Here is a 17,346-nt window from a genome sequence, read left to right as displayed (position 1 = left end):
ACCAATATTTATACATTGAACACTTTTATATATTTCAATCAGTATAATACTGTTTACAATAATATTTTTCATCTAAAAGAGAATCTATTTAAATAGTCCTTTATATTCTAACTACCTGATAATTAAATCTGTAAAAGTTACTTACAAATTAATGCTTTTATTTCTTGCTCTGTTTGTTCAAAGCGCACTTTCTCAAGTTCAACTCCAAGAACTCGACGATTTAACTTTAATGCTGACTTTAGTGTTGCCCCTGATCCCATAAAGAAATCAGCAACCAAATCCCCTTCACAACTGCTAGAGCGAATAATGTGTTCCATCATGGTTGATGGTTTCTCACAAGGATGCTTGCCGGGATAGTATTGAACAGGGGGATAAGTCCAAACATCGGTGTAAGGAACATCTGCAGTCACAAAGAATGGCCGTCTTAATAAACCATATTCTTTTATTAACTCTTGGTAGTCTTTTTGTAATGTAAATTGCTCTCGTTCTAACTCACTAAAGTGACGAAATAACGGTGATATTTTTTCTTGTTTATCAGCAATGTGTGTAAACAGTGTTTGTAACTTTTTATAGTCTTCTTCGCTAGGTAATTGCCACTGACTACTACCAAACCAATGACTGCACATTTGCTTACCTGTTGCTTGGTCTATTTCTTTTGAACTTACCTGCAGTGCTAAACGAGCATTTCTAAAATAATCAATCAGAGGCTTAAATACGTTCTGTTTTAGCCCTTTGCATTTTAAAGAAAATTCAGAACCTTTAGCTGTGACTGGTTTTTGATAATGTTCAGCAAAGAGTATTCGCTCTGTTGAAGGGAAAAAGGCACGTAGGCTTTCTTTATTTTGTCGTCGCCATGGACCTGAGGGTTTAGCCCAAATGATGTGACTTAATACATTAAATCGCCCACGAACTAGCAATTCAGTATCTGACGCCAATTTAGAGCCACAGAATAAATACAAACTTCCATTGGTTTTTAATACCCGCCAGAACTCAGCTAATACCTCATCAAGCCAAGACAGATATGCCTCAACACTATCCCACTGATTATCCCATGCACACGATTTCACTCTAAAGTAAGGTGGATCCGTTGCGATTAAATCAATGCTGTTATCAGGTAGTGTTTTTAATACAGAGAGTGCGTCGTCGTTAAATAGTTGCATCAGAAGTCCTTTTCTACACAATAAAAAAGCCGATGACTGTCAAGCCACCAGCTTTATAAATTCTTTCTATTTTTTAGGCTGTACGCATATAGCTATTTCCTTGCTTTGCGACAAACCCTGCTATTTCAAACTGAGTTAATAGAAACTCACAATTTTCATTACTTAACCCAGTTTGATTTGAAATCGCTTGTACTGTTTGCCAATCACTTTTTGAGATTGTCTCAAGTACACAACTTGCCTGCGTTGTCATATCATACTGTTTTAACATGATATTTTATACCTCTGGTGAGTTATTGTGCATAACTACACATGTAACTCTGACCAAAGAGAACAGCAAGTCTTATTTGTTTAAATAAGAAAAAAGCCCACTAATGTGATCTTTATTTAATGATGTGAGTCAGTTAAAAGAGTTAATATAAAACTTTAGATAAACTAATGAATCACCCCAGTATAATTAACCAAATAATGGCTAATTAATTTTGGGAATTCAGCGTATCAAAGGGGATAATAATGGCCAGTACTACTGACTTCAACTCTTGGTTATCTAACTGGGTGGATGGAAACGACCACTATGATGTACACGCTCTATATTCAGCGGTTGAAACTACTGAAGACATGGGGACTTACTCATGCGAGGTAGGCTCAAGAGACGGAACATGGGTAGTAAAAGCTCCACATGCCGATGAACATCTATTCCTTGCATCCAAGAGTGCGAGATCCGCATTTTTAAAAGCCCTTCACGATCATTCTGTTGGTCCTGATGATGAGATGGATATAGATTCATGGCATTATATGCACCGTGCAATGGAAAAAGATAAATCGTAACCTCTAAATAACAACCTATGTAATTAACAGCCGTTGTAATATTCATATCAGCGCGCTGTTTTTTTATTATCCATAGTTCAGATAATAAAAAACCCCGCAAAAGCGAGGTTTTACAAAATAGTGTGGTAATTAAAAAACGCCCACTATCTAAATAGTATAATCCAATTTTATGCAAAATACAAATGCTCATTAAAACATATAGATTTTACTTATATAAAATTTATATATAATTAATGGATGGTTTTGAGCCAATAACTATCACCACTACATAATGGAGCTTTCAGTGAAGATTTTTGAAAAGAAAATATACATAGGATCAATTGTTGGTATTATTGCGACGATTATAGGAGTTATTGCCGTATTTTTTCCAAGTCTTTTTAATATGGAAAAAGAAAAATTTATTACCTATCAATCAATAATTGAAGATAAAAGCAGTGCAAATAAATTTGAAACCTTCCTAAAAGATAGAATTGAAGATAAAAAGCTTTTCAAACTAAACATTTCTATATGCCAACAATCAAATATTACATCGGCCGAAAGAACTGATTCTCTTGAGGTGGTGGAACTTCTAAAGTCAAATTATCAATTATCATTATTTGATTACCAAGAGGGATATCCAATCATGATTGGTAGTGAATATCTTTCTCAATACTCTACTGGTTATCTACCTATAATATTTATCTCGATGACAAAAAAAGAGATTATAGAGGATGAATTTAAGCCTTTCTTTGAATATTTTAATTTCCCCGATTCCGAAGTCGTAAGTTACGATGGGATTAGGTCTGGAACAAACAGAGAATGTGGCAATGGTGGTATTGACATTAAAGGCTATTTTCTTTTTGATAAAGATGAAATATATCGGTCCATGATGACTGATACCATGGCATATTATTTTTCTGCTATATCTGAAAAAGATGTGAAACTTCGAGATTATTAAATTTCAAATTCAGGAAGCAACCAGCTCGACTCAAATTGGCTGGTTGCTCTATTAATTACAATCAATTAATAATTTTTTTGAACATACATTCTGCAACACTTTCCTCAATAAAACATTTTGTAATTAAATTTTCATAAAATGGTTTCCAATTTCGTGACCATGATGATTGAGTTAAATCAGGTATCAAATGTTTTATAGCATTAAATGCCACTGACGATGGTATTCTTTTATATCCACGACCAGCACAACGAGGGCACTCTTTAAATACAGGTACACCTTGTAGCTCAGTCTGTATATCATCGAGTACCTTTCCTCTCCCCTTACAGCGACAACGGTGTGTTAATTGGCCTTTTCCGTTACATGCTCCACAAATGACTTTTTCGGTTTCCTTAACTTCCCGTTCAGTATTTGTATATCTCCTAGGTTGCCCCTTAGAGAATATTGGAAAAATAGCAGCTCTAGTGGGATATTTTGTTATGGTGATTTTTTTATAGACCATCCCTTTTCCATTACACGCTGAACACTCGCAAACCGAACCTGCTGAACGAGCGTAATCTTCAAACGCCATCTTTGATAAAATAACTAAACAGTAACCTAGTTTATTACCTGCTGACTTAGCTACCAGCCGTGGCGTTACTTTTAATGCGTATTTTGTTAGTTGTCCAACGGCGTTGGACTTATCCTCTTCGCTTACGTCATTCTTAGCAAAAAACGCAGACATGCCAAATTTAGCGCGATGTTCCGTCATGCCAAGTGCTCCAGCAGTATCCATCCCTTTCATTCTGTCGGGATCTGTACAGTTTGGTGTATCGGTGATCATCGGTGACTTTGGATAAAATTGTTTTAATGCTGATTCTAATTTCATGCTAATACTCCTCGTGCCGTACACACGTTAAATAAGTGCACCGATGCCCAGCGACCGGTTTAAAAAATGAAATAACAAATCGAGTTGATTGCCGTGAGAGGCTTCCCACTGTTTTGGGTCGCGGTGTAACTCATCATGATGAATGCGACACAATGGAATAGTGAATAAGTCGTGAGCCTTCGTTCCCATACCGCCCATGCCATGACCTATGATGTGGTGCGGATCATCAGCCTGTTGCCCACACACGCAACACGGTTGAGTCTTTACCCATTGCAACCAGTTGGTATTTTCCCAACGTTGCATTTTAGGTTTAAGAAGAAATGACGCTGGTGGCTCCAGATCAACAGCAACTTTAATAATCGGCTTTATCGCATCTAAACGCTCATTCATTGCGGATAGTGCCGTTACGTTGCTTGGGATAATGTCAGATTCAGGAAAACCGCCGTGAACTCTGCGTTCTTCTTGTTTATCTGACCAATTTAAAATCTGGCGCAATATTGCTTCTGGCAATTCATCAACCAAGCTATGCATTACTGCAAATGAGAAAAAATCAGGAATAGTTAGCTGGTGGCCATTATCCAATCTCAAGCGACTACGAATAGTATCCAACATCCAATTAATTCGATTTTTATGAGCCAATTCAGCAACCCACCCAGCAGATGAATTTCTAATATGGTTATCATGATGCCAACAAGTGCGGATCACACCAGCCTCGTGAAAGGTCGTCACTAACTCATGGTGATGATAATTATCTTCATCGTTATCAATCTGGCAGCACTTGATATTACGGATAACCCACGTATCCATCGGTGATACTTTATCAATGGTATGGATCACTTTTTTGCTATTAAGAAATTGGACGATGCGCTTATTGTTTAAAATCGGCTGTTCATCACCCGTTAATGCGCCTGAGGGCAACACATCTAAACTTTTAGGCACATCACTAATAATCACACGATGGTGCTTCTTAAATTGCTCGAGTAATTCCGCACCCGGTTTAAGCAACACAACACCAAGTTCTGGCTGAATATAAGGCGTTAATAATAATTTCATGCACTCACCTGTTTATTCAGCATCACCATACGGATCAGCTCATCCGTTTTACTCTCAAAGAAATGGAGTTGGATTTCACGAGGATTATTAGGACTGGTCATGTTCTTCCCAAGCTGACAACATCTAGCAGTAGCAATAGGCGCTCCTGTGATCTCAGGAGCGGTCGAAATATCATCAATAACAATTAATCCATTCATGTTATTTCTCTCCACGTTTTACTCGTGACCGTACATCACGCTTTTACTATGCTGACGAATGGTTATTTCAAGCTTCCCGCCTTTAATAACGTCCATCCATTCAACATCCATTTTTTTAATCTGTTTATCATCCACCCATACACCCGCATGAGTAAGCGCATCAAAAGGTGCTTTTAAGAAATTATCGATATCTCTGGCTTGTTTAGTTGGTGGATATAATTTCACTGAAACAAACACATCACTCTCAATAGCCTTAGGTCTACGCTTTAATTGTTCATAGACTGCTGCAATCGCATTTGCTCTAAAGATCCGCCCTTTTGCACTGACCAAGGTTCCTCTTTGGGTATTTCTCCAATAGGTATTCACACTAGGTGGAAATGGGAGTATGAGAACTAGTTCAGGCATAAGTCCCCCATAAGCCAATTAGCAATGTCACCACAAACCAAAACCCAACAAACAAAATGTATTTAGTTAGCATTACTGAGCCTCCTGTGACATTTCAGTCGCTTGTTTCCAAATGCTGTTCCATGCTTGACGACCAGAAAACTCACTCATACGACGAATGCCTGTCTTACCCGCTAATTCAAGTGCAATCTCTTCAATACGGTTTTGAGGTTTAGAGCGAGAACCAATCAAGCGAGAGAAAGCACTGTCACGTTCAACTGTATCAACTTGAACCTTTGGCTCATCTTTTGGCTTTTGGCTACGAACGATCAGCTCATCAAAGTGTTTACGTAATTTACGAGGGCTTAAAATGTTTTGGTGCCAGAATGAATCTTTATTGGCCCAATCGAACAACGCACAAATTTGCTCATGAGTACGCCCATCGATTTGACGCATCAAACGAATATCGTTCGCCCAGTCATACCAAGTAGGTTCTAACGCAGATGGATTCAGTTTTTTAACACGTCCAAACATCCATTTTGCCGTTTTCAAATCACCTTCATCACCCCATTTTTGAAAGTTTGCGCTGTAAATCACGGCTTCGGGATAACGAGTTAAAAAATCATTTTTAGGCTGGTCGCTGGATTCGCCAGAATTCTGCGACGAATGATCTGTTTCTGTTGTACTCTCTGAAGTAATCTCTGTTGTATTCTCTGTAAGAACAGGCCATTTTGACCCGTTCAGAACAGCGCATTTTGAACTGTTTGAAGGCTTCAATTTGCGCTTATCGATAAGGTCATTTTGAACTATTCGATTAGATGAATTATCATCGTTCGACTGGGTCATATTGACTTCATCGGTCAGCAAGTGGTGATCGTAGTTAATCGCATAATAATTAGTACGGTCATGGTTCGATTTATTGATTTGCTCGATGCGTAAAACGCCCTGCTTTTTCAAATTGGTAAAAGCACGTTTAATCGTTGATTCAGAGAAAAAAGGAAATTGATTCTTCCACTCTTCGACGGTGTTATAAATCCAGCGTGAGCCGTCATATTCAACACCTGAAGTAGTTTCAGTTAGCCAATATTGAATTTGCTGTAACAGCATCGCCTCATTTAAACCAAGGCGTACCGCTAATTCAGGAATAACGACTAAAGGGCGACTTTTTAGTAATAATAAACTCATCTTGCCACCTCATTACTTAATACGTGTGTACTTCTCTTTGAATCGTTGCAAGGGTTCACACTGTGGGTCATCACAACCATCAAGCATAAAAATGACACGCTGTTTTTCTCTGTCATAACGAACAACATGAACAACGATACCCCTGTGATTTTTGTAGTAGTGATCAAGTTGGTTTGGGTTCTCATTGTTCATTGCCCGCCCTTAAACCATGTTTTGAATTGAAATCATCTACAAGCCAACGCATAAATTGGTAGTTGGTTTCTTGGTAGCCATTTGGTACTTTAATTTCATAGACAAAACGGCCATCACGCATTGAAGCTCGTACTTGCGTACGGCATGCTAAGTTTGATAATCTACTCATGCTAATTTCTCTTCACACAATTGAAATTTGCAACCGAAGCCAGCGACCGTACATCGTTGGCTTCACCCTTTCTGGATATAGCCATCTTTAATTTCTCTTTTGATGTAACGAAACAAACGCATTCATAAATGTGCGGATCTGTGAAATTAATCCATCCAACATCATTTTTATTTTTTGTTCTTCTTCGTTATCAATAACGCCATCAGCCAAGCTATCTTTCATCAATAACGCTAAACGCCCCTGCATTTCGTCAACACCGCTACGCAGTACAAACAATTCCGTTTCATCCAGTTCCGCAGGACTAATTCTGTCCACGAGCAAACGGTTTGATTCACGAGCGACAAATTCAGCAAATAAAACGGTCTTAGAAATATCTTGCATCGCTAATAGCTCGTTTAAATCAAACGAACGACAGCCGTTTTTCTCATAAAGCTTGTTGTTGAATGATGTTAAAGACAGGCCAAGTGCTCCAGCCATCGCCTCTCGTCCACCAGCTGTCGCCTCACACATTTCTTTCACTACCTGTTTTATTGATTGGTTACTCATTTCCTACCACCATTGATAAATTCTTGTAGTTAACTGCTTTAAGCGGTTTTGTTATTGTTTTGGCAGACCATCGGTTTTATTTGGATAGAGATCTGGGCGCAATTGATGAGGTGATACAACCCAACCACCCAACTCACATAATTGGATCACTCGCTCTGCTGGTACTTTGTTATTTTTAATCCAGTTAAAAACTGACTGAGGGGAATTAAAGCCAAACATTCGAGATACCGCAGACGGCACTCCAATTGTTCTAATTGCTTTTTCTGTATAATTTTCTTGGTGCATGAATGCCTCTCCTTAAGTAATACATCAATACTACTTAAAGTAGACAAATAAAACAACTTAAAATAGAAATGACAATGACAGGATTGGTAGATAGAATTCTACTTATGGTAGAAAATAACAAATATGATAGTTTCGCTAAACGACTAACCCAGCGAATGAAAGAGGTTAATGTAGATATTCGGCAATTGTCCGAACAGGTTGGCGTGTCTTATGAAATGGCGCGTCGATATACATTAGGCACAGCCAAACCTAGAGATGACAAGATGGAATTAGTTGCTAAAACCGTTTTTTCAACCCCAGCATATCTTGATTATGGAATCGGCCTAGAAACCGATCCTAAAAATGAATTCAATAAAGACACAGCCATAGTTAGACAAATTGAAGTTTTTGCATCAGCTGGCAATGGTTATGTTAATAATCCATTTCCGGAAGTTGTTAGGTCAATAGAAATACCTCAAGAACGTGTTTACGAGTTGTTTGGTCGCAGTAATTTAGATGGAGTGATGATCATCAATGTTGATGGCGATAGTATGACTCCAACACTGAATCCTAAAGACTTACTTTTTATAGATACTAAAATAAATCAATTCAATGGTGATGGTATTTATATCTTTAACTTTGAAGATTCTACCTTTATTAAACGATTACAACGCGTTAAAGGTAGAAAGTTAGCTGTAATATCAGATAATGATTTTTACCCTCCATTTTTCATTGATGATCATGAAATACATGAAGTTTATTTTCATGGAAAGCTTATAAGAAGCCTACCAATGTCGTTTAAACAATTCGCATAAACATTAAAACCAACTAAAAGTTGGTTTTTTTACGCCCCTGCTTTCTACTTTTAGTTGTTGACAATGTCTACTTTTAGTTGCATCCTATTTCTAAAGCGAAATAAACTGTGTGAAGAGAATAACTATGACAACTGAACCAACAATCATACCGCCAGCTAATTTCACTGATAGAGATGTTGTCGATTGGATGAAAGAGAAACTATCGTCTATCAAAGTCCTCGGTGAGTTAAACGCAAGACGTGAAGAGCTGGTGGATAAACTAGCAAAACTGGATGCTGAAATAGACGAGTGCAGAATCAAAAGCGCTATTCAGATACAAAGTGAATAATTTTTATGTGTGAAGAGAAACAATTGTGTGGAGGGAAATTGGCGTGAGTAATGGAAACGTAGTTGAACTTAAAGTGAATGGCGCCACGGTCTGTTATTTGAATACGACAAGCGCCATATCAATTGATTATTTGTCATTTATTGATAAAACAATTGAGACTTTAATGAATGATAAAACATCATTAGAACTAGAAGCAAATACTAAGGGTAAAACACTTAATCATGAGCATTCAGCATTCTCGACAATTAAAGATCCCAAAGGTCTTTAATAAAAGAATCGACTCTAATTGTTGTACTGCCTTTGGATGCTTTTAAAAAATACTCAACCACATTATCAGGTAGATTGGTGTTCCATTTATCATAAGAATACTTAGGAAAATATTCATTAAAAATACTTTGTACTGAATATTCACCACCTTTTATATCTGAAATCATATTGCACTGATAGAGACACTTTGCAATTAACGTTGATTTAAGCATTTTATTTTCTCTTGGTTGTGTAGGAACTTCCAAGAATACCACCACCGCCTGAGGTGGGAAAATAATCAGGCACAATATTTGAAGTGTAAATCCATTTTTATTTTTTATTATCAACACCAGGGAAATTTAATCTCGATTAATTCGAGAGGAATTCTTATTACCTAAAAATTGTGTGGAGAGAATATGTCTTATATTGCAACAGCAACAAATAAACATTTCTATTATCTCGATGTACGGATCGAGGATATAGATATTCAAGATATTGCCAGTGGCCTTGCTAATGAATGTCGCTTTAATGGACAAGTTGATAATTTCTATTCTGTGGCTCAGCACTCGGTATATACAAGTTATTTAGTTGCGCCTGAATATGCTTTAGAAGCCCTACTTCATGATGCCAGTGAAGCTTATGTCAAAGACCTACCATCACCACTTAAAAAGCTATTGCCTGAATATAAATTAATTGAATTACGTGTAGAAAAGATGATCCGCAAAAAGTTTGGGCTACCTGAAACAACGTCTGATGCAGTGCATTTTGCTGACTTAATGATGTTAGCCACAGAAAAGCGTGATTTAGAAATTGATACCGGTAGTAACTGGTTAATGCTTGAAGGTATTCCAGCAAGTGATTTTGTTATTAACCCACTAACACCTCCACAAGCAAAAGCCTTATTCCTCCGCCGTTTTAATGAACTTTATAATGGGGCTGAAAATGGCTAATGGATCAGTAAACAAAGTCATTCTTATCGGCAATTTAGGGCGCGATCCTGAAATTCGCTATCTTCCTTCTGGCGGTGCTGTTGCCAATTTAGCTGTGGCCACATCAGAAAAATGGCGCGATAAACAAACGGGTGAAAATCGCGAAAAAACAGAATGGCATCGGGTCGTTCTGTTTGGAAAGCTTGCAGATATCGCCAGTGGCTATTTGTGCAAAGGCTCTCAAATTTATATTGAGGGCCAACTACAAACGCGCGAGTGGGATGATAACGGCATTAAACGCTATACAACAGAAATTGTTGTAAAGATTGGCGGTTCAATGCAAATGCTAGGTGGTGCTAGTAAATCAGCAGGTTCACAGTCTGCACAGCAAAATCAGCCACCAGCTCAACCGCAAGCCCAAAGTAGTCAACCACCAATGGATTTTGAGGATGATATTCCCTTCGCTCCGATTGGGCTTATGTATCCACACCATTTAATTAATGTGATTTAGTTAAGGATAAATATGATAACCATTAACTCTTATTTCAGTGGCGCAGGCTTAATGGATATTGGTCTTTTACAGGCAGGTCTGAAAATAGGCCAATCTTTTGAAATTGATGCATCAGCTTGCAAAACCTACCGTCATAATTTAGGTGATCATATTAAAGAGTGCGATATCACAAAAGAGTTAGTTTTAGAGCAAGATTCATGTGACGGAATGATTTTCACTTATCCATGCACTAGGTACAGCACAATCGGCGATATACATGGTGTGAGAACTGGTGATGAATTATTCCTACATGCGTTACGCCACCTTGCAATCGCTCGGCCTGAGTTTTATGTCGTTGAAAATGTGCCAGGTATGAGAGCTTTCCCCGTAGTAATGGAAGCTATGCAGAAAATGCCTGACTACTATGTTAATGTTTTCTGCCCAATTAAATCTGAAACTTGGCTACCACAAAAGCGAAGCCGCTTAATAATTATCGGTACGAAAAGAAATTTCATACCGCGACCTCCAGAGAACCATAAACCAATTAAATTGGCTGACATTCTGGAAAAAGAACCAGAGATCACTATACCGAATTCTGTTTATTCGAGAATGAATGGTGCATACCGCGATAAGCCCATTATTAGTAATCCACTAAACGGTGATATTGCGCCAACGTGTGTTGCCCACTATGCGAAAGATAAAAGCACTAGGTTGGTTACAGATAAAAACTTTCATATGGGTGTTCGCCCATACACTGTACGCGAATATGCAAGACTTCAAGGAGTTCCTGATTGGTTTCAATTTCCAGTGAGCCAAACTGATGCATATAGACAAATCGGTAATGGCGTTAGTGTCCAGGTTGGCGAATGGATTGGAAATGAAATTAAACGTTATATCGTAGGAATGAAATAAATAATCACCAGCAGCACTAACTAATATCTATTTAAACTGTGTACGGACAGTGTGGAGAGAAAAATATGCAAATGTTGACTTTAGAGGAGTGGGCGCAAGAAAGATATAAAAGTCGTCCACCAAAGTTAGGAACGCTACAGCGATATGCTCGTGGTGGCCTGTTCTACCCACCAGCAAGGAAAGAAGGTGGCATTTGGCGCGTGAGAGAAGATGCCGACCTTGTCGGTAATTTGACATCACCGGTTATCAATAACAACGATAACCCTATTTTACAAAGGATCCTCAAAGATGGCTGCCAGACCTCGTAAAAATAACGTCAATATCCCGAATCTTTACCCATTATTTAGTCGTAAAGCTAACAAGGTTTATTGGCGTTATCGCCATCCTGTAACAGGTAAATATCATGCCCTCGGTGATAATGAAGCCGAGGCGAAAGCAATCGCTATTGAGGCTAATACAAGGTTAGCGGAACAACGTAGCCGACAAGTTATGGCTATTGGTGATCGGGTGGCAAAAATAAAAGGTAAAGAAATCACGGTTAATACTTGGTTGGATAAATACTGGATTATTCAAGAAGAGCGTTTAAAAGAAGGTGATATAAAACCGAATACTTATAAACAAAAAAGGAAGCCAGTAGATTTAATGAGGCAAGCCTTATCCATGAAATCGTTACCTGCTGTTGATGCCAGAGATATTGCTGAAATTCTGGATGAATATAAATCTAATGGCCAACACAGAATGGCACAAGTTATTCGCTCTGTTTTAATTGATGTATTTAAAGAAGCGCAACATGCAGGTGAAGTTCCTCCCGGTTATAACCCTGCCCTCGCTACTAAACAGCCAAAACGAAAAGTAACTCGCCAACGTCTTAATTTTGATGAATGGAAAAAGATATTTGAGATTGCTGATAAACAACATCGTTATGTCGGAAATGCCATGTTGCTTGCACTTATTACAGGCCAACGATTAGGTGATATTTCGGCAATGAAGTTTAGTGATATTTGGGATGACCATTTGCATATTACTCAAGAAAAAACGGGTGCTAAATTAGCTATTCCATTATCACTACGTTCTGAACAATTAAATATGTCATTACGTGATGTTGTTGCCCGTTGTCGTGATCGCGTTATTAGCCCTTATCTTATTCATTATTTTCATACCACTTCACAATCTAAACGTGGTGATCAAGTTACTGCAAATACACTAACGACTAACTTTAAAAAGGCGAGAAATAAAACGGATATTGATTGGGGAGAAGGGACACCTGCAACATTTCATGAACAACGATCTTTATCTGAAAGATTATATAGAGCACAAGGTATAAACACTAAAGATTTGCTGGGTCATAAGAACCAACAGCAAACCGATAGATATCATGATGATAGGGGAAAAGATTGGATAAGAATCATTCTTTAACATACAAATATTTTGATGTAAACCAAATTATTGGTTTACCATTTTTTTCCTTAACTTCTTCATCACCATTTTCACCAATAGTTTTAGCTCTAAATGTTAAATAATACAGCCCAGGATCTTTTACACGTAGTGCATAACTGATTTTTCTTTCTGCTGAAATTGGGATAATTAGATCATACATAGGTGTATGTTTAATATTCTTATCATCTGACAAAATCTCATAAAAGTTAGGGTGATATGTCGATAATGCTATTATTTTTTCATTATCGACTCTAACTCTTTGTATTGTCATCGATTCTTTATCTAAACCGATATGAATTGGTTCTGTTCCATTATTTCTAATCGTTATCACAGGAAGTATATAAATACCATTACAATCTCTGGCTTCATTAACTTCTATCGAAAAAAATGTTGATTCAGTGTTCTTAATTCTCTTTTGTATTTCTTGTAACTCAATCGATGCTTTCTCTTTCTGATTTAAAGCATCAAATGTATATGCTCCCCATGTAAGAGTCAAAATAGCACATGCACCTATAGCAATATTATTAAAATTAGAATGTTTTTCCCAAATATTTTTGTAAAAAAAAGCACTAACTAAAATAATAATGATCAGCACAATAAATATAAACCATGACATTAAATTTATATCAGCAATATTCATCTATCCCCCTATATGGATAGCATCCCCATCATCAGGATAATCTTCCTCTTCTATATTATTTGAATTGACAAATCCACTATTCTGTTCTGCAGCCTTAAGTCTTAATTGACGTCTAATCCTTTCTATGTCCAAATCATGTTGTAACACATTAAAATTATCATCAACAATATTTATTATTTCAGGAAACCTATCTGTATAGGTTGATTCAGAAAACTCTAATCCCTTAGCTGGACTTGATATTGTCAACATAATATACAGAAAAACCATACCAGCAATTTTTGAAGAATTGTTAAATTTTAACCACACATCTCCTGGTGACATTAAAACTTGTTGTGAAGTTAAATCAAGTATTCCGAGGTTCGAATACTCTTCCATTGCATTCTTAAGGTCTTCATACTCTATATGATAGTCATCGCTAGTTGTTACTGATGTTTGTTCAAGGTGTCTTGAAATCATAATAGACAAGACTTGCACTCTATCAATTAATTCAGCTAATTGCTTTAATGTATGATGTTTTAGAGCTTCTGGTTGTTCAACCCTTAGACTACTATAATAATTATCTCCATCAATAAAAAATGATGAAAGCCAATGGAATACTTCTTTAGAATTATCACCTAATGAAAAAACAGCTTGGTATGCATTAAATGATTTTTGAATTGTTATAGGTATATCTTTTCTTTGTATTGGATCACCCCACACAACATTTCTACGAACAACAAATGGTTCCTCTTCAGTAAAGCTATTTGGACTAAAAAACGGTAATGATCTAATTCTCCCAGGTATAACATGAGTTGAAGTTAAAGTAAAAACTACATCTCCAATATTCATATCAATTAAAAAACTATCAATTTGAGTTTTCACATTCCTTGATATTCTTGCATTATAGTCCTCTAATCGATGACTTATATTTTCAGCAGTGATTTGTTCTTCAAAAGTATGCTCATCAATAGAAAAATTATCTAGATGCCCTGTTGCTATTATATTGTTTTCTAAAAATTGATTTACATACCGATACCTTGTTCCTGAACGCACAACCCAACATTTGGATGTTACATCCACTACTCCAACTTTAAGTTCTCTAGTCATTGTTATTCCATAACCATTTTATTCTTCATAAAATTATATCATTCAAAATATTTTGATAACTTATTTTGATAACTTTTTGATAACCGTTTCAAAATTAACAATAAAGAACGGGAACTAATAAGCTCCCGTTAACTATTTATCAAATCAACAATTACATATGTTTGATAATCGCGTCACCAAACTCGCTACATTTCAGCAATTTAGCGCCTTCTAACTGACGTTCGAAATCATAAGTGACAGTCTTAGCGGCAACTGCGCCTTCCATACCTTTAATGATTAAGTCAGCGGCTTCAGTCCAACCCATGTGGCGTAGCATCATCTCTGCGGAAAGAATAATAGAACCAGGGTTAACTTTATCTTGGCCTGCATATTTTGGTGCAGTACCGTGTGTTGCTTCAAATAAAGCACACTCATCACCAATATTTGCGCCAGGTGCGATACCAATACCACCTACTTGAGCCGCTAATGCATCAGAAATATAGTCACCATTTAGGTTCATACATGCGATAACATCGTACTCTGCTGGACGTAACAGAATCTGTTGCAAGAATGCGTCAGCGATGACGTCTTTAACGATGATCTCTTTACCTGATTTTGGATTTTTGATTTTAACCCAAGGACCACCATCTAATAATTCACCACCAAACTCTTCGCGAGCTAATTCATAACCCCAGTCTTTAAAGGCACCTTCGGTAAATTTCATAATATTACCTTTATGTACCAATGTAACTGAATCACGGTCGTTATCGATAGCGTATTCAATTGCCGCACGAACTAAGCGCTTAGTTCCTTCTTCTGAACAAGGTTTGATGCCAATACCGCAATCTTGTGGGAAGCGGATTTTGGTAACACCCATTTCATTTTGCAGGAATTTAATGACTTTATCGGCTTCTGCTGAGCCCGCTTTCCATTCAATACCTGCATAGATATCTTCTGAATTTTCACGGAAGATAACCATATCAGTTAGTTCAGGTTGTTTAACTGGGCTTGGTGTGCCTTTGTAGTAACGTACTGGACGTAGGCAAATATAGAGGTCAAGTTGTTGGCGTAGTGCAACGTTTAATGAACGGATACCACCGCCAACTGGGGTAGTAAGAGGTCCTTTGATAGAAACACGATATTCACGGATAAGATCTAATGTTTCTTCTGGTAACCAAACATCTTTGCCATATACCTGCGTTGATTTCTCACCGGTGTAGACTTCCATCCACTCAATTTTACGTTCTTTGCCGTAAGCTTTCTCAACTGCAGCATCAACAACTTTTAACATTGCTGGCGTAACATCGATACCGATACCGTCCCCTTCGATATAAGGGATAACCGGATTATTTGGAACAACAAGCTTACCTTTAGCATCTAGTGTAATTTTAGCGCCATTAGCCGGAACAACTACTTTGCTTTCCATTTACCTCTCCTTTCATGTAAGCGCACGCTTTGTTAATTTTTTGTAAGAGACCTGTCAATACTACTTGATTATTCAGCTAACGCCAATCGCTTCTCTTTTAAGGTATAATCAATCTCCCATTTTTTACAAAAATTAACTATGGCAAATCAACTTAAAAATAGCGCTAAACCGAGAAAACACCACACTTCATTAGCACAAAGAAAACCAGTGCGCCCAAGAGGTGAGCGTAAAGTCGTTATCTTCAACAAGCCCTTCGATGTTCTTGTACAATTTACAGACGAGAATGGCAGAAAAACACTAAAAGATTTTATTCCTATTCGTGATATTTATGCAGCAGGACGTTTAGATAGAGACAGTGAAGGACTTTTAGTCTTAACAAATGATGGGAAGCTACAAGCAAAATTAACACAACCGAGTAAAAACACAGGAAAAATCTACTATGCTCAAGTAGAGGGTGTTCCTTGTACAGCCGCATTACAACAATTTCGGGATGGATTAGCGCTTAAAGATGGCAAAACATTGCCAGCACAAGTCGAAATAGTTGAGCAACCCGAATGGTTATGGGAGAGAAACCCGCCGATTAGAGAACGCCAAACTATCCCGACCACTTGGTTAAGAATCACCTTATTTGAAGGCAAAAACCGTCAAGTAAGACGAATGACGGCTCATATTGGTTATCCTACATTGCGTTTGATCCGCTTTAGTATGGGAAATATTACATTGGATAATTTATTACCCGGTGAATGGAAGGAGATTAATTTTGTTTAAACCTCATGTGACTGTCGCGTGTATCGTTCATGCGCAAAATAAGTTTCTCGTTGTTGAAGAAACTGTCAATGGAAAAGCAACGTGGAATCAACCTGCAGGGCACCTTGAAGCCAATGAAACTCTTATTCAGGCTGTTCAACGTGAATTATGGGAAGAAACGGGCTTAACACTTCCCGTTCAACATTTTCTTAAGTTACACCAATGGATTGCCCCGGATAAAACGCCTTTTCTACGTTTTCTTTTTCTTATTGAAGCACAAGAACAGTTTGAAACTCAGCCCCAAGATAGTGATATTGATTGTTGTCACTGGGTTAGCGCTGATGAAATTATTCATAGCCAGCAATTGCGCTCACCGTTGGTAAGAGAAAGCCTATTATGTTATCAACAAGGTGAACGCTACCCTCTTTCTATTTTAACTAGCTTTGGTGCGCCCTTTAGCTAAATGGCAGAGAATAGAAAAACAAAGCATCAAAAACAGAGTAACACTTGATGCACCTGTGTCAGTGATATGGT

The 17,346-nt window shown here is 37.5% G+C and carries 26 protein-coding genes and 1 pseudogene; 12 read left to right on the top strand and 15 right to left on the bottom strand.

The window, feature by feature from the left end; genetic code table 11:
• Nucleotides 1-137 precede the first annotated feature (137 nt).
• Nucleotides 138-1,160 carry a site-specific DNA-methyltransferase gene (locus tag DK861_RS17965; protein WP_109400950.1) on the bottom strand — a complete coding sequence of 341 codons (1,023 nt, stop codon included), beginning with the start codon at nucleotides 1,158-1,160 and terminating at the stop codon, nucleotides 138-140.
• A 73-nt stretch (nucleotides 1,161-1,233) separates the two neighbouring features.
• The gene (locus DK861_RS17960; protein WP_109372922.1) at nucleotides 1,234-1,428 is read right to left on the bottom strand and encodes a hypothetical protein; all 195 of its coding nucleotides are present in this window, start codon (nucleotides 1,426-1,428) and stop codon (nucleotides 1,234-1,236) included.
• 242 nt (nucleotides 1,429-1,670) lie between these two features.
• Here DK861_RS17960 and DK861_RS17955 point away from each other — a divergent pair, with 242 nt between their 5' ends.
• Both DK861_RS17955 and DK861_RS17950 read left to right on the top strand, forming a co-directional pair.
• A complete protein-coding gene (locus DK861_RS17955; protein ID WP_109400949.1) occupies nucleotides 1,671-1,985 on the top strand; it encodes a hypothetical protein in 315 nt (104 codons plus the stop codon).
• 283 nt (nucleotides 1,986-2,268) lie between these two features.
• Entirely contained in the window at nucleotides 2,269-2,922 is a 654-nt protein-coding gene (locus DK861_RS17950; protein ID WP_109400948.1) for a hypothetical protein, read from the top strand.
• Nucleotides 2,923-2,983: 61 nt separating this feature from the next.
• On the opposite strand, the gene DK861_RS17945 is transcribed toward DK861_RS17950, so the two are convergent.
• From DK861_RS17945 to DK861_RS17905, 9 genes and pseudogenes are all read right to left on the bottom strand, one after another.
• Nucleotides 2,984-3,787, bottom strand: coding sequence for an antitermination protein (locus tag DK861_RS17945; protein WP_109400947.1), 804 nt, complete (start codon nucleotides 3,785-3,787; stop codon nucleotides 2,984-2,986).
• 27 nt (nucleotides 3,788-3,814) lie between these two features.
• Nucleotides 3,815-4,840, bottom strand: coding sequence for a DUF968 domain-containing protein (locus DK861_RS17940; RefSeq protein WP_109400946.1), 1,026 nt, complete (start codon nucleotides 4,838-4,840; stop codon nucleotides 3,815-3,817).
• Nucleotides 4,837-4,971: pseudogene (locus tag DK861_RS17935) on the bottom strand (KilA-N domain-containing protein); the annotation flags it as partial. The pseudogene DK861_RS17935 and the gene DK861_RS17940, both read right to left, overlap by 4 nt.
• Before the next feature lie 84 nt (nucleotides 4,972-5,055).
• Nucleotides 5,056-5,442, bottom strand: a complete 387-nt coding sequence (locus tag DK861_RS17930; RefSeq protein WP_109400945.1) for a RusA family crossover junction endodeoxyribonuclease — start codon at nucleotides 5,440-5,442, stop codon at nucleotides 5,056-5,058.
• A gap of 72 nt (nucleotides 5,443-5,514) precedes the next feature.
• On the bottom strand, nucleotides 5,515-6,606 hold the full coding sequence (locus DK861_RS17925; RefSeq protein ID WP_109400944.1) for a replication protein: 1,092 nt from the start codon (nucleotides 6,604-6,606) through the stop codon (nucleotides 5,515-5,517).
• Nucleotides 6,607-6,618: 12 nt separating this feature from the next.
• Entirely contained in the window at nucleotides 6,619-6,798 is a 180-nt protein-coding gene (locus tag DK861_RS17920; RefSeq protein WP_109400943.1) for a DUF4222 domain-containing protein, read from the bottom strand.
• The gene (locus tag DK861_RS17915; RefSeq protein WP_109400942.1) at nucleotides 6,788-6,967 is read right to left on the bottom strand and encodes a hypothetical protein; all 180 of its coding nucleotides are present in this window, start codon (nucleotides 6,965-6,967) and stop codon (nucleotides 6,788-6,790) included. The genes DK861_RS17920 and DK861_RS17915 overlap by 11 nt, the downstream gene beginning before the upstream one ends.
• A gap of 87 nt (nucleotides 6,968-7,054) precedes the next feature.
• Complete coding sequence (locus DK861_RS17910) at nucleotides 7,055-7,513, bottom strand: YmfL family putative regulatory protein (protein WP_109400941.1); 459 nt, start codon at nucleotides 7,511-7,513, stop codon at nucleotides 7,055-7,057.
• A gap of 51 nt (nucleotides 7,514-7,564) precedes the next feature.
• Entirely contained in the window at nucleotides 7,565-7,798 is a 234-nt protein-coding gene (locus DK861_RS17905) for a YdaS family helix-turn-helix protein (protein WP_006533952.1), read from the bottom strand.
• Between the two features lie 74 nt (nucleotides 7,799-7,872).
• Here DK861_RS17905 and DK861_RS17900 point away from each other — a divergent pair, with 74 nt between their 5' ends.
• From DK861_RS17900 to DK861_RS17890, 3 genes are all read left to right on the top strand, one after another.
• Entirely contained in the window at nucleotides 7,873-8,592 is a 720-nt protein-coding gene (locus DK861_RS17900) for a S24 family peptidase (protein ID WP_006533953.1), read from the top strand.
• Between the two features lie 124 nt (nucleotides 8,593-8,716).
• Nucleotides 8,717-8,920 carry a hypothetical protein gene (locus DK861_RS17895; RefSeq protein ID WP_109400939.1) on the top strand — a complete coding sequence of 68 codons (204 nt, stop codon included), beginning with the start codon at nucleotides 8,717-8,719 and terminating at the stop codon, nucleotides 8,918-8,920.
• A 43-nt stretch (nucleotides 8,921-8,963) separates the two neighbouring features.
• Complete coding sequence (locus DK861_RS17890) at nucleotides 8,964-9,188, top strand: hypothetical protein (protein WP_100159834.1); 225 nt, start codon at nucleotides 8,964-8,966, stop codon at nucleotides 9,186-9,188.
• Here DK861_RS17890 and DK861_RS17885 read toward each other — a convergent pair.
• Complete coding sequence (locus DK861_RS17885; protein ID WP_088496049.1) at nucleotides 9,166-9,399, bottom strand: hypothetical protein; 234 nt, start codon at nucleotides 9,397-9,399, stop codon at nucleotides 9,166-9,168. The genes DK861_RS17890 and DK861_RS17885 overlap by 23 nt on opposite strands.
• Before the next feature lie 183 nt (nucleotides 9,400-9,582).
• Between DK861_RS17885 and DK861_RS17880 the strand changes: the two genes are divergently transcribed.
• The 5 genes from DK861_RS17880 to DK861_RS17860 all read left to right on the top strand — a co-directional run bounded on the left by DK861_RS17880 (nucleotide 9,583) and on the right by DK861_RS17860 (nucleotide 12,913).
• On the top strand, nucleotides 9,583-10,116 hold the full coding sequence (locus tag DK861_RS17880) for a hypothetical protein (RefSeq protein ID WP_109400938.1): 534 nt from the start codon (nucleotides 9,583-9,585) through the stop codon (nucleotides 10,114-10,116).
• Nucleotides 10,109-10,606, top strand: coding sequence for a single-stranded DNA-binding protein (gene ssb, locus DK861_RS17875; protein WP_109400937.1), 498 nt, complete (start codon nucleotides 10,109-10,111; stop codon nucleotides 10,604-10,606). The genes DK861_RS17880 and ssb overlap by 8 nt, the downstream gene beginning before the upstream one ends.
• Nucleotides 10,607-10,618: 12 nt before the next feature.
• Nucleotides 10,619-11,497, top strand: a complete 879-nt coding sequence (locus tag DK861_RS17870; protein WP_109400936.1) for a DNA cytosine methyltransferase — start codon at nucleotides 10,619-10,621, stop codon at nucleotides 11,495-11,497.
• Nucleotides 11,498-11,562: 65 nt separating this feature from the next.
• Complete coding sequence (locus DK861_RS17865; RefSeq protein ID WP_036894694.1) at nucleotides 11,563-11,805, top strand: excisionase; 243 nt, start codon at nucleotides 11,563-11,565, stop codon at nucleotides 11,803-11,805.
• Nucleotides 11,786-12,913, top strand: coding sequence for a site-specific integrase (locus tag DK861_RS17860; RefSeq protein WP_109400935.1), 1,128 nt, complete (start codon nucleotides 11,786-11,788; stop codon nucleotides 12,911-12,913). Before DK861_RS17865 ends, DK861_RS17860 begins: the two co-directional genes overlap by 20 nt.
• On the opposite strand, the gene DK861_RS17855 is transcribed toward DK861_RS17860, so the two are convergent.
• The 3 genes from DK861_RS17855 to icd all read right to left on the bottom strand — a co-directional run bounded on the left by DK861_RS17855 (nucleotide 12,903) and on the right by icd (nucleotide 16,065).
• Nucleotides 12,903-13,574, bottom strand: coding sequence for a hypothetical protein (locus tag DK861_RS17855; RefSeq protein WP_109400934.1), 672 nt, complete (start codon nucleotides 13,572-13,574; stop codon nucleotides 12,903-12,905). The genes DK861_RS17860 and DK861_RS17855 overlap by 11 nt on opposite strands.
• On the bottom strand, nucleotides 13,575-14,660 hold the full coding sequence (locus DK861_RS17850; RefSeq protein ID WP_109400933.1) for a hypothetical protein: 1,086 nt from the start codon (nucleotides 14,658-14,660) through the stop codon (nucleotides 13,575-13,577).
• Nucleotides 14,661-14,811: 151 nt separating this feature from the next.
• Nucleotides 14,812-16,065: an NADP-dependent isocitrate dehydrogenase gene (gene icd / locus DK861_RS17845; RefSeq protein WP_109400932.1), complete on the bottom strand. Its 1,254-nt coding sequence runs from the start codon at nucleotides 16,063-16,065 to the stop codon at nucleotides 14,812-14,814.
• Between the two features lie 138 nt (nucleotides 16,066-16,203).
• Between icd and rluE the strand changes: the two genes are divergently transcribed.
• Together rluE and DK861_RS17835 are read left to right on the top strand one after the other, a co-directional pair.
• The gene (gene rluE, locus DK861_RS17840; protein WP_006537209.1) at nucleotides 16,204-16,833 is read left to right on the top strand and encodes a 23S rRNA pseudouridine(2457) synthase RluE; all 630 of its coding nucleotides are present in this window, start codon (nucleotides 16,204-16,206) and stop codon (nucleotides 16,831-16,833) included.
• A complete protein-coding gene (locus DK861_RS17835; RefSeq protein WP_109400931.1) occupies nucleotides 16,826-17,275 on the top strand; it encodes an NUDIX hydrolase in 450 nt (149 codons plus the stop codon). The genes rluE and DK861_RS17835 overlap by 8 nt, the downstream gene beginning before the upstream one ends.
• Nucleotides 17,276-17,346: the final 71 nt, after the last annotated feature.

The organism is Proteus sp. TJ1640, from assembly GCF_003144445.1.
In the GTDB taxonomy this organism is placed as follows: domain Bacteria; phylum Pseudomonadota; class Gammaproteobacteria; order Enterobacterales; family Enterobacteriaceae; genus Proteus; species Proteus penneri.
Note: the sequence above shows the minus strand (reverse complement) of the source record. Positions and strands in the feature narration are given on the sequence as shown.

Coding starts and splice junctions, on each gene's coding strand:
- DK861_RS17865 (WP_036894694.1), top strand. CDS start 11,563: ATGCAAATGTTGACTTTAGAGGAGTGGGCGCAAGAAAGATATAAAAGT.
- DK861_RS17960 (WP_109372922.1), bottom strand. CDS start 1,428: ATGTTAAAACAGTATGATATGACAACGCAGGCAAGTTGTGTACTTGAG.
- DK861_RS17860 (WP_109400935.1), top strand. CDS start 11,786: ATGGCTGCCAGACCTCGTAAAAATAACGTCAATATCCCGAATCTTTAC.
- DK861_RS17955 (WP_109400949.1), top strand. CDS start 1,671: ATGGCCAGTACTACTGACTTCAACTCTTGGTTATCTAACTGGGTGGAT.
- DK861_RS17905 (WP_006533952.1), bottom strand. CDS start 7,798: ATGCACCAAGAAAATTATACAGAAAAAGCAATTAGAACAATTGGAGTG.
- DK861_RS17945 (WP_109400947.1), bottom strand. CDS start 3,787: ATGAAATTAGAATCAGCATTAAAACAATTTTATCCAAAGTCACCGATG.
- rluE (WP_006537209.1), top strand. CDS start 16,204: ATGGCAAATCAACTTAAAAATAGCGCTAAACCGAGAAAACACCACACT.
- DK861_RS17850 (WP_109400933.1), bottom strand. CDS start 14,660: ATGACTAGAGAACTTAAAGTTGGAGTAGTGGATGTAACATCCAAATGT.
- DK861_RS17855 (WP_109400934.1), bottom strand. CDS start 13,574: ATGAATATTGCTGATATAAATTTAATGTCATGGTTTATATTTATTGTG.
- DK861_RS17915 (WP_109400942.1), bottom strand. CDS start 6,967: ATGAGTAGATTATCAAACTTAGCATGCCGTACGCAAGTACGAGCTTCA.
- DK861_RS17920 (WP_109400943.1), bottom strand. CDS start 6,798: ATGAACAATGAGAACCCAAACCAACTTGATCACTACTACAAAAATCAC.
- ssb (WP_109400937.1), top strand. CDS start 10,109: ATGGCTAATGGATCAGTAAACAAAGTCATTCTTATCGGCAATTTAGGG.
- DK861_RS17870 (WP_109400936.1), top strand. CDS start 10,619: ATGATAACCATTAACTCTTATTTCAGTGGCGCAGGCTTAATGGATATT.
- DK861_RS17940 (WP_109400946.1), bottom strand. CDS start 4,840: ATGAAATTATTATTAACGCCTTATATTCAGCCAGAACTTGGTGTTGTG.
- DK861_RS17925 (WP_109400944.1), bottom strand. CDS start 6,606: ATGAGTTTATTATTACTAAAAAGTCGCCCTTTAGTCGTTATTCCTGAA.
- DK861_RS17910 (WP_109400941.1), bottom strand. CDS start 7,513: ATGAGTAACCAATCAATAAAACAGGTAGTGAAAGAAATGTGTGAGGCG.
- DK861_RS17900 (WP_006533953.1), top strand. CDS start 7,873: ATGACAGGATTGGTAGATAGAATTCTACTTATGGTAGAAAATAACAAA.
- DK861_RS17885 (WP_088496049.1), bottom strand. CDS start 9,399: ATGCTTAAATCAACGTTAATTGCAAAGTGTCTCTATCAGTGCAATATG.
- DK861_RS17880 (WP_109400938.1), top strand. CDS start 9,583: ATGTCTTATATTGCAACAGCAACAAATAAACATTTCTATTATCTCGAT.
- icd (WP_109400932.1), bottom strand. CDS start 16,065: ATGGAAAGCAAAGTAGTTGTTCCGGCTAATGGCGCTAAAATTACACTA.
- DK861_RS17930 (WP_109400945.1), bottom strand. CDS start 5,442: ATGCCTGAACTAGTTCTCATACTCCCATTTCCACCTAGTGTGAATACC.
- DK861_RS17895 (WP_109400939.1), top strand. CDS start 8,717: ATGACAACTGAACCAACAATCATACCGCCAGCTAATTTCACTGATAGA.
- DK861_RS17965 (WP_109400950.1), bottom strand. CDS start 1,160: ATGCAACTATTTAACGACGACGCACTCTCTGTATTAAAAACACTACCT.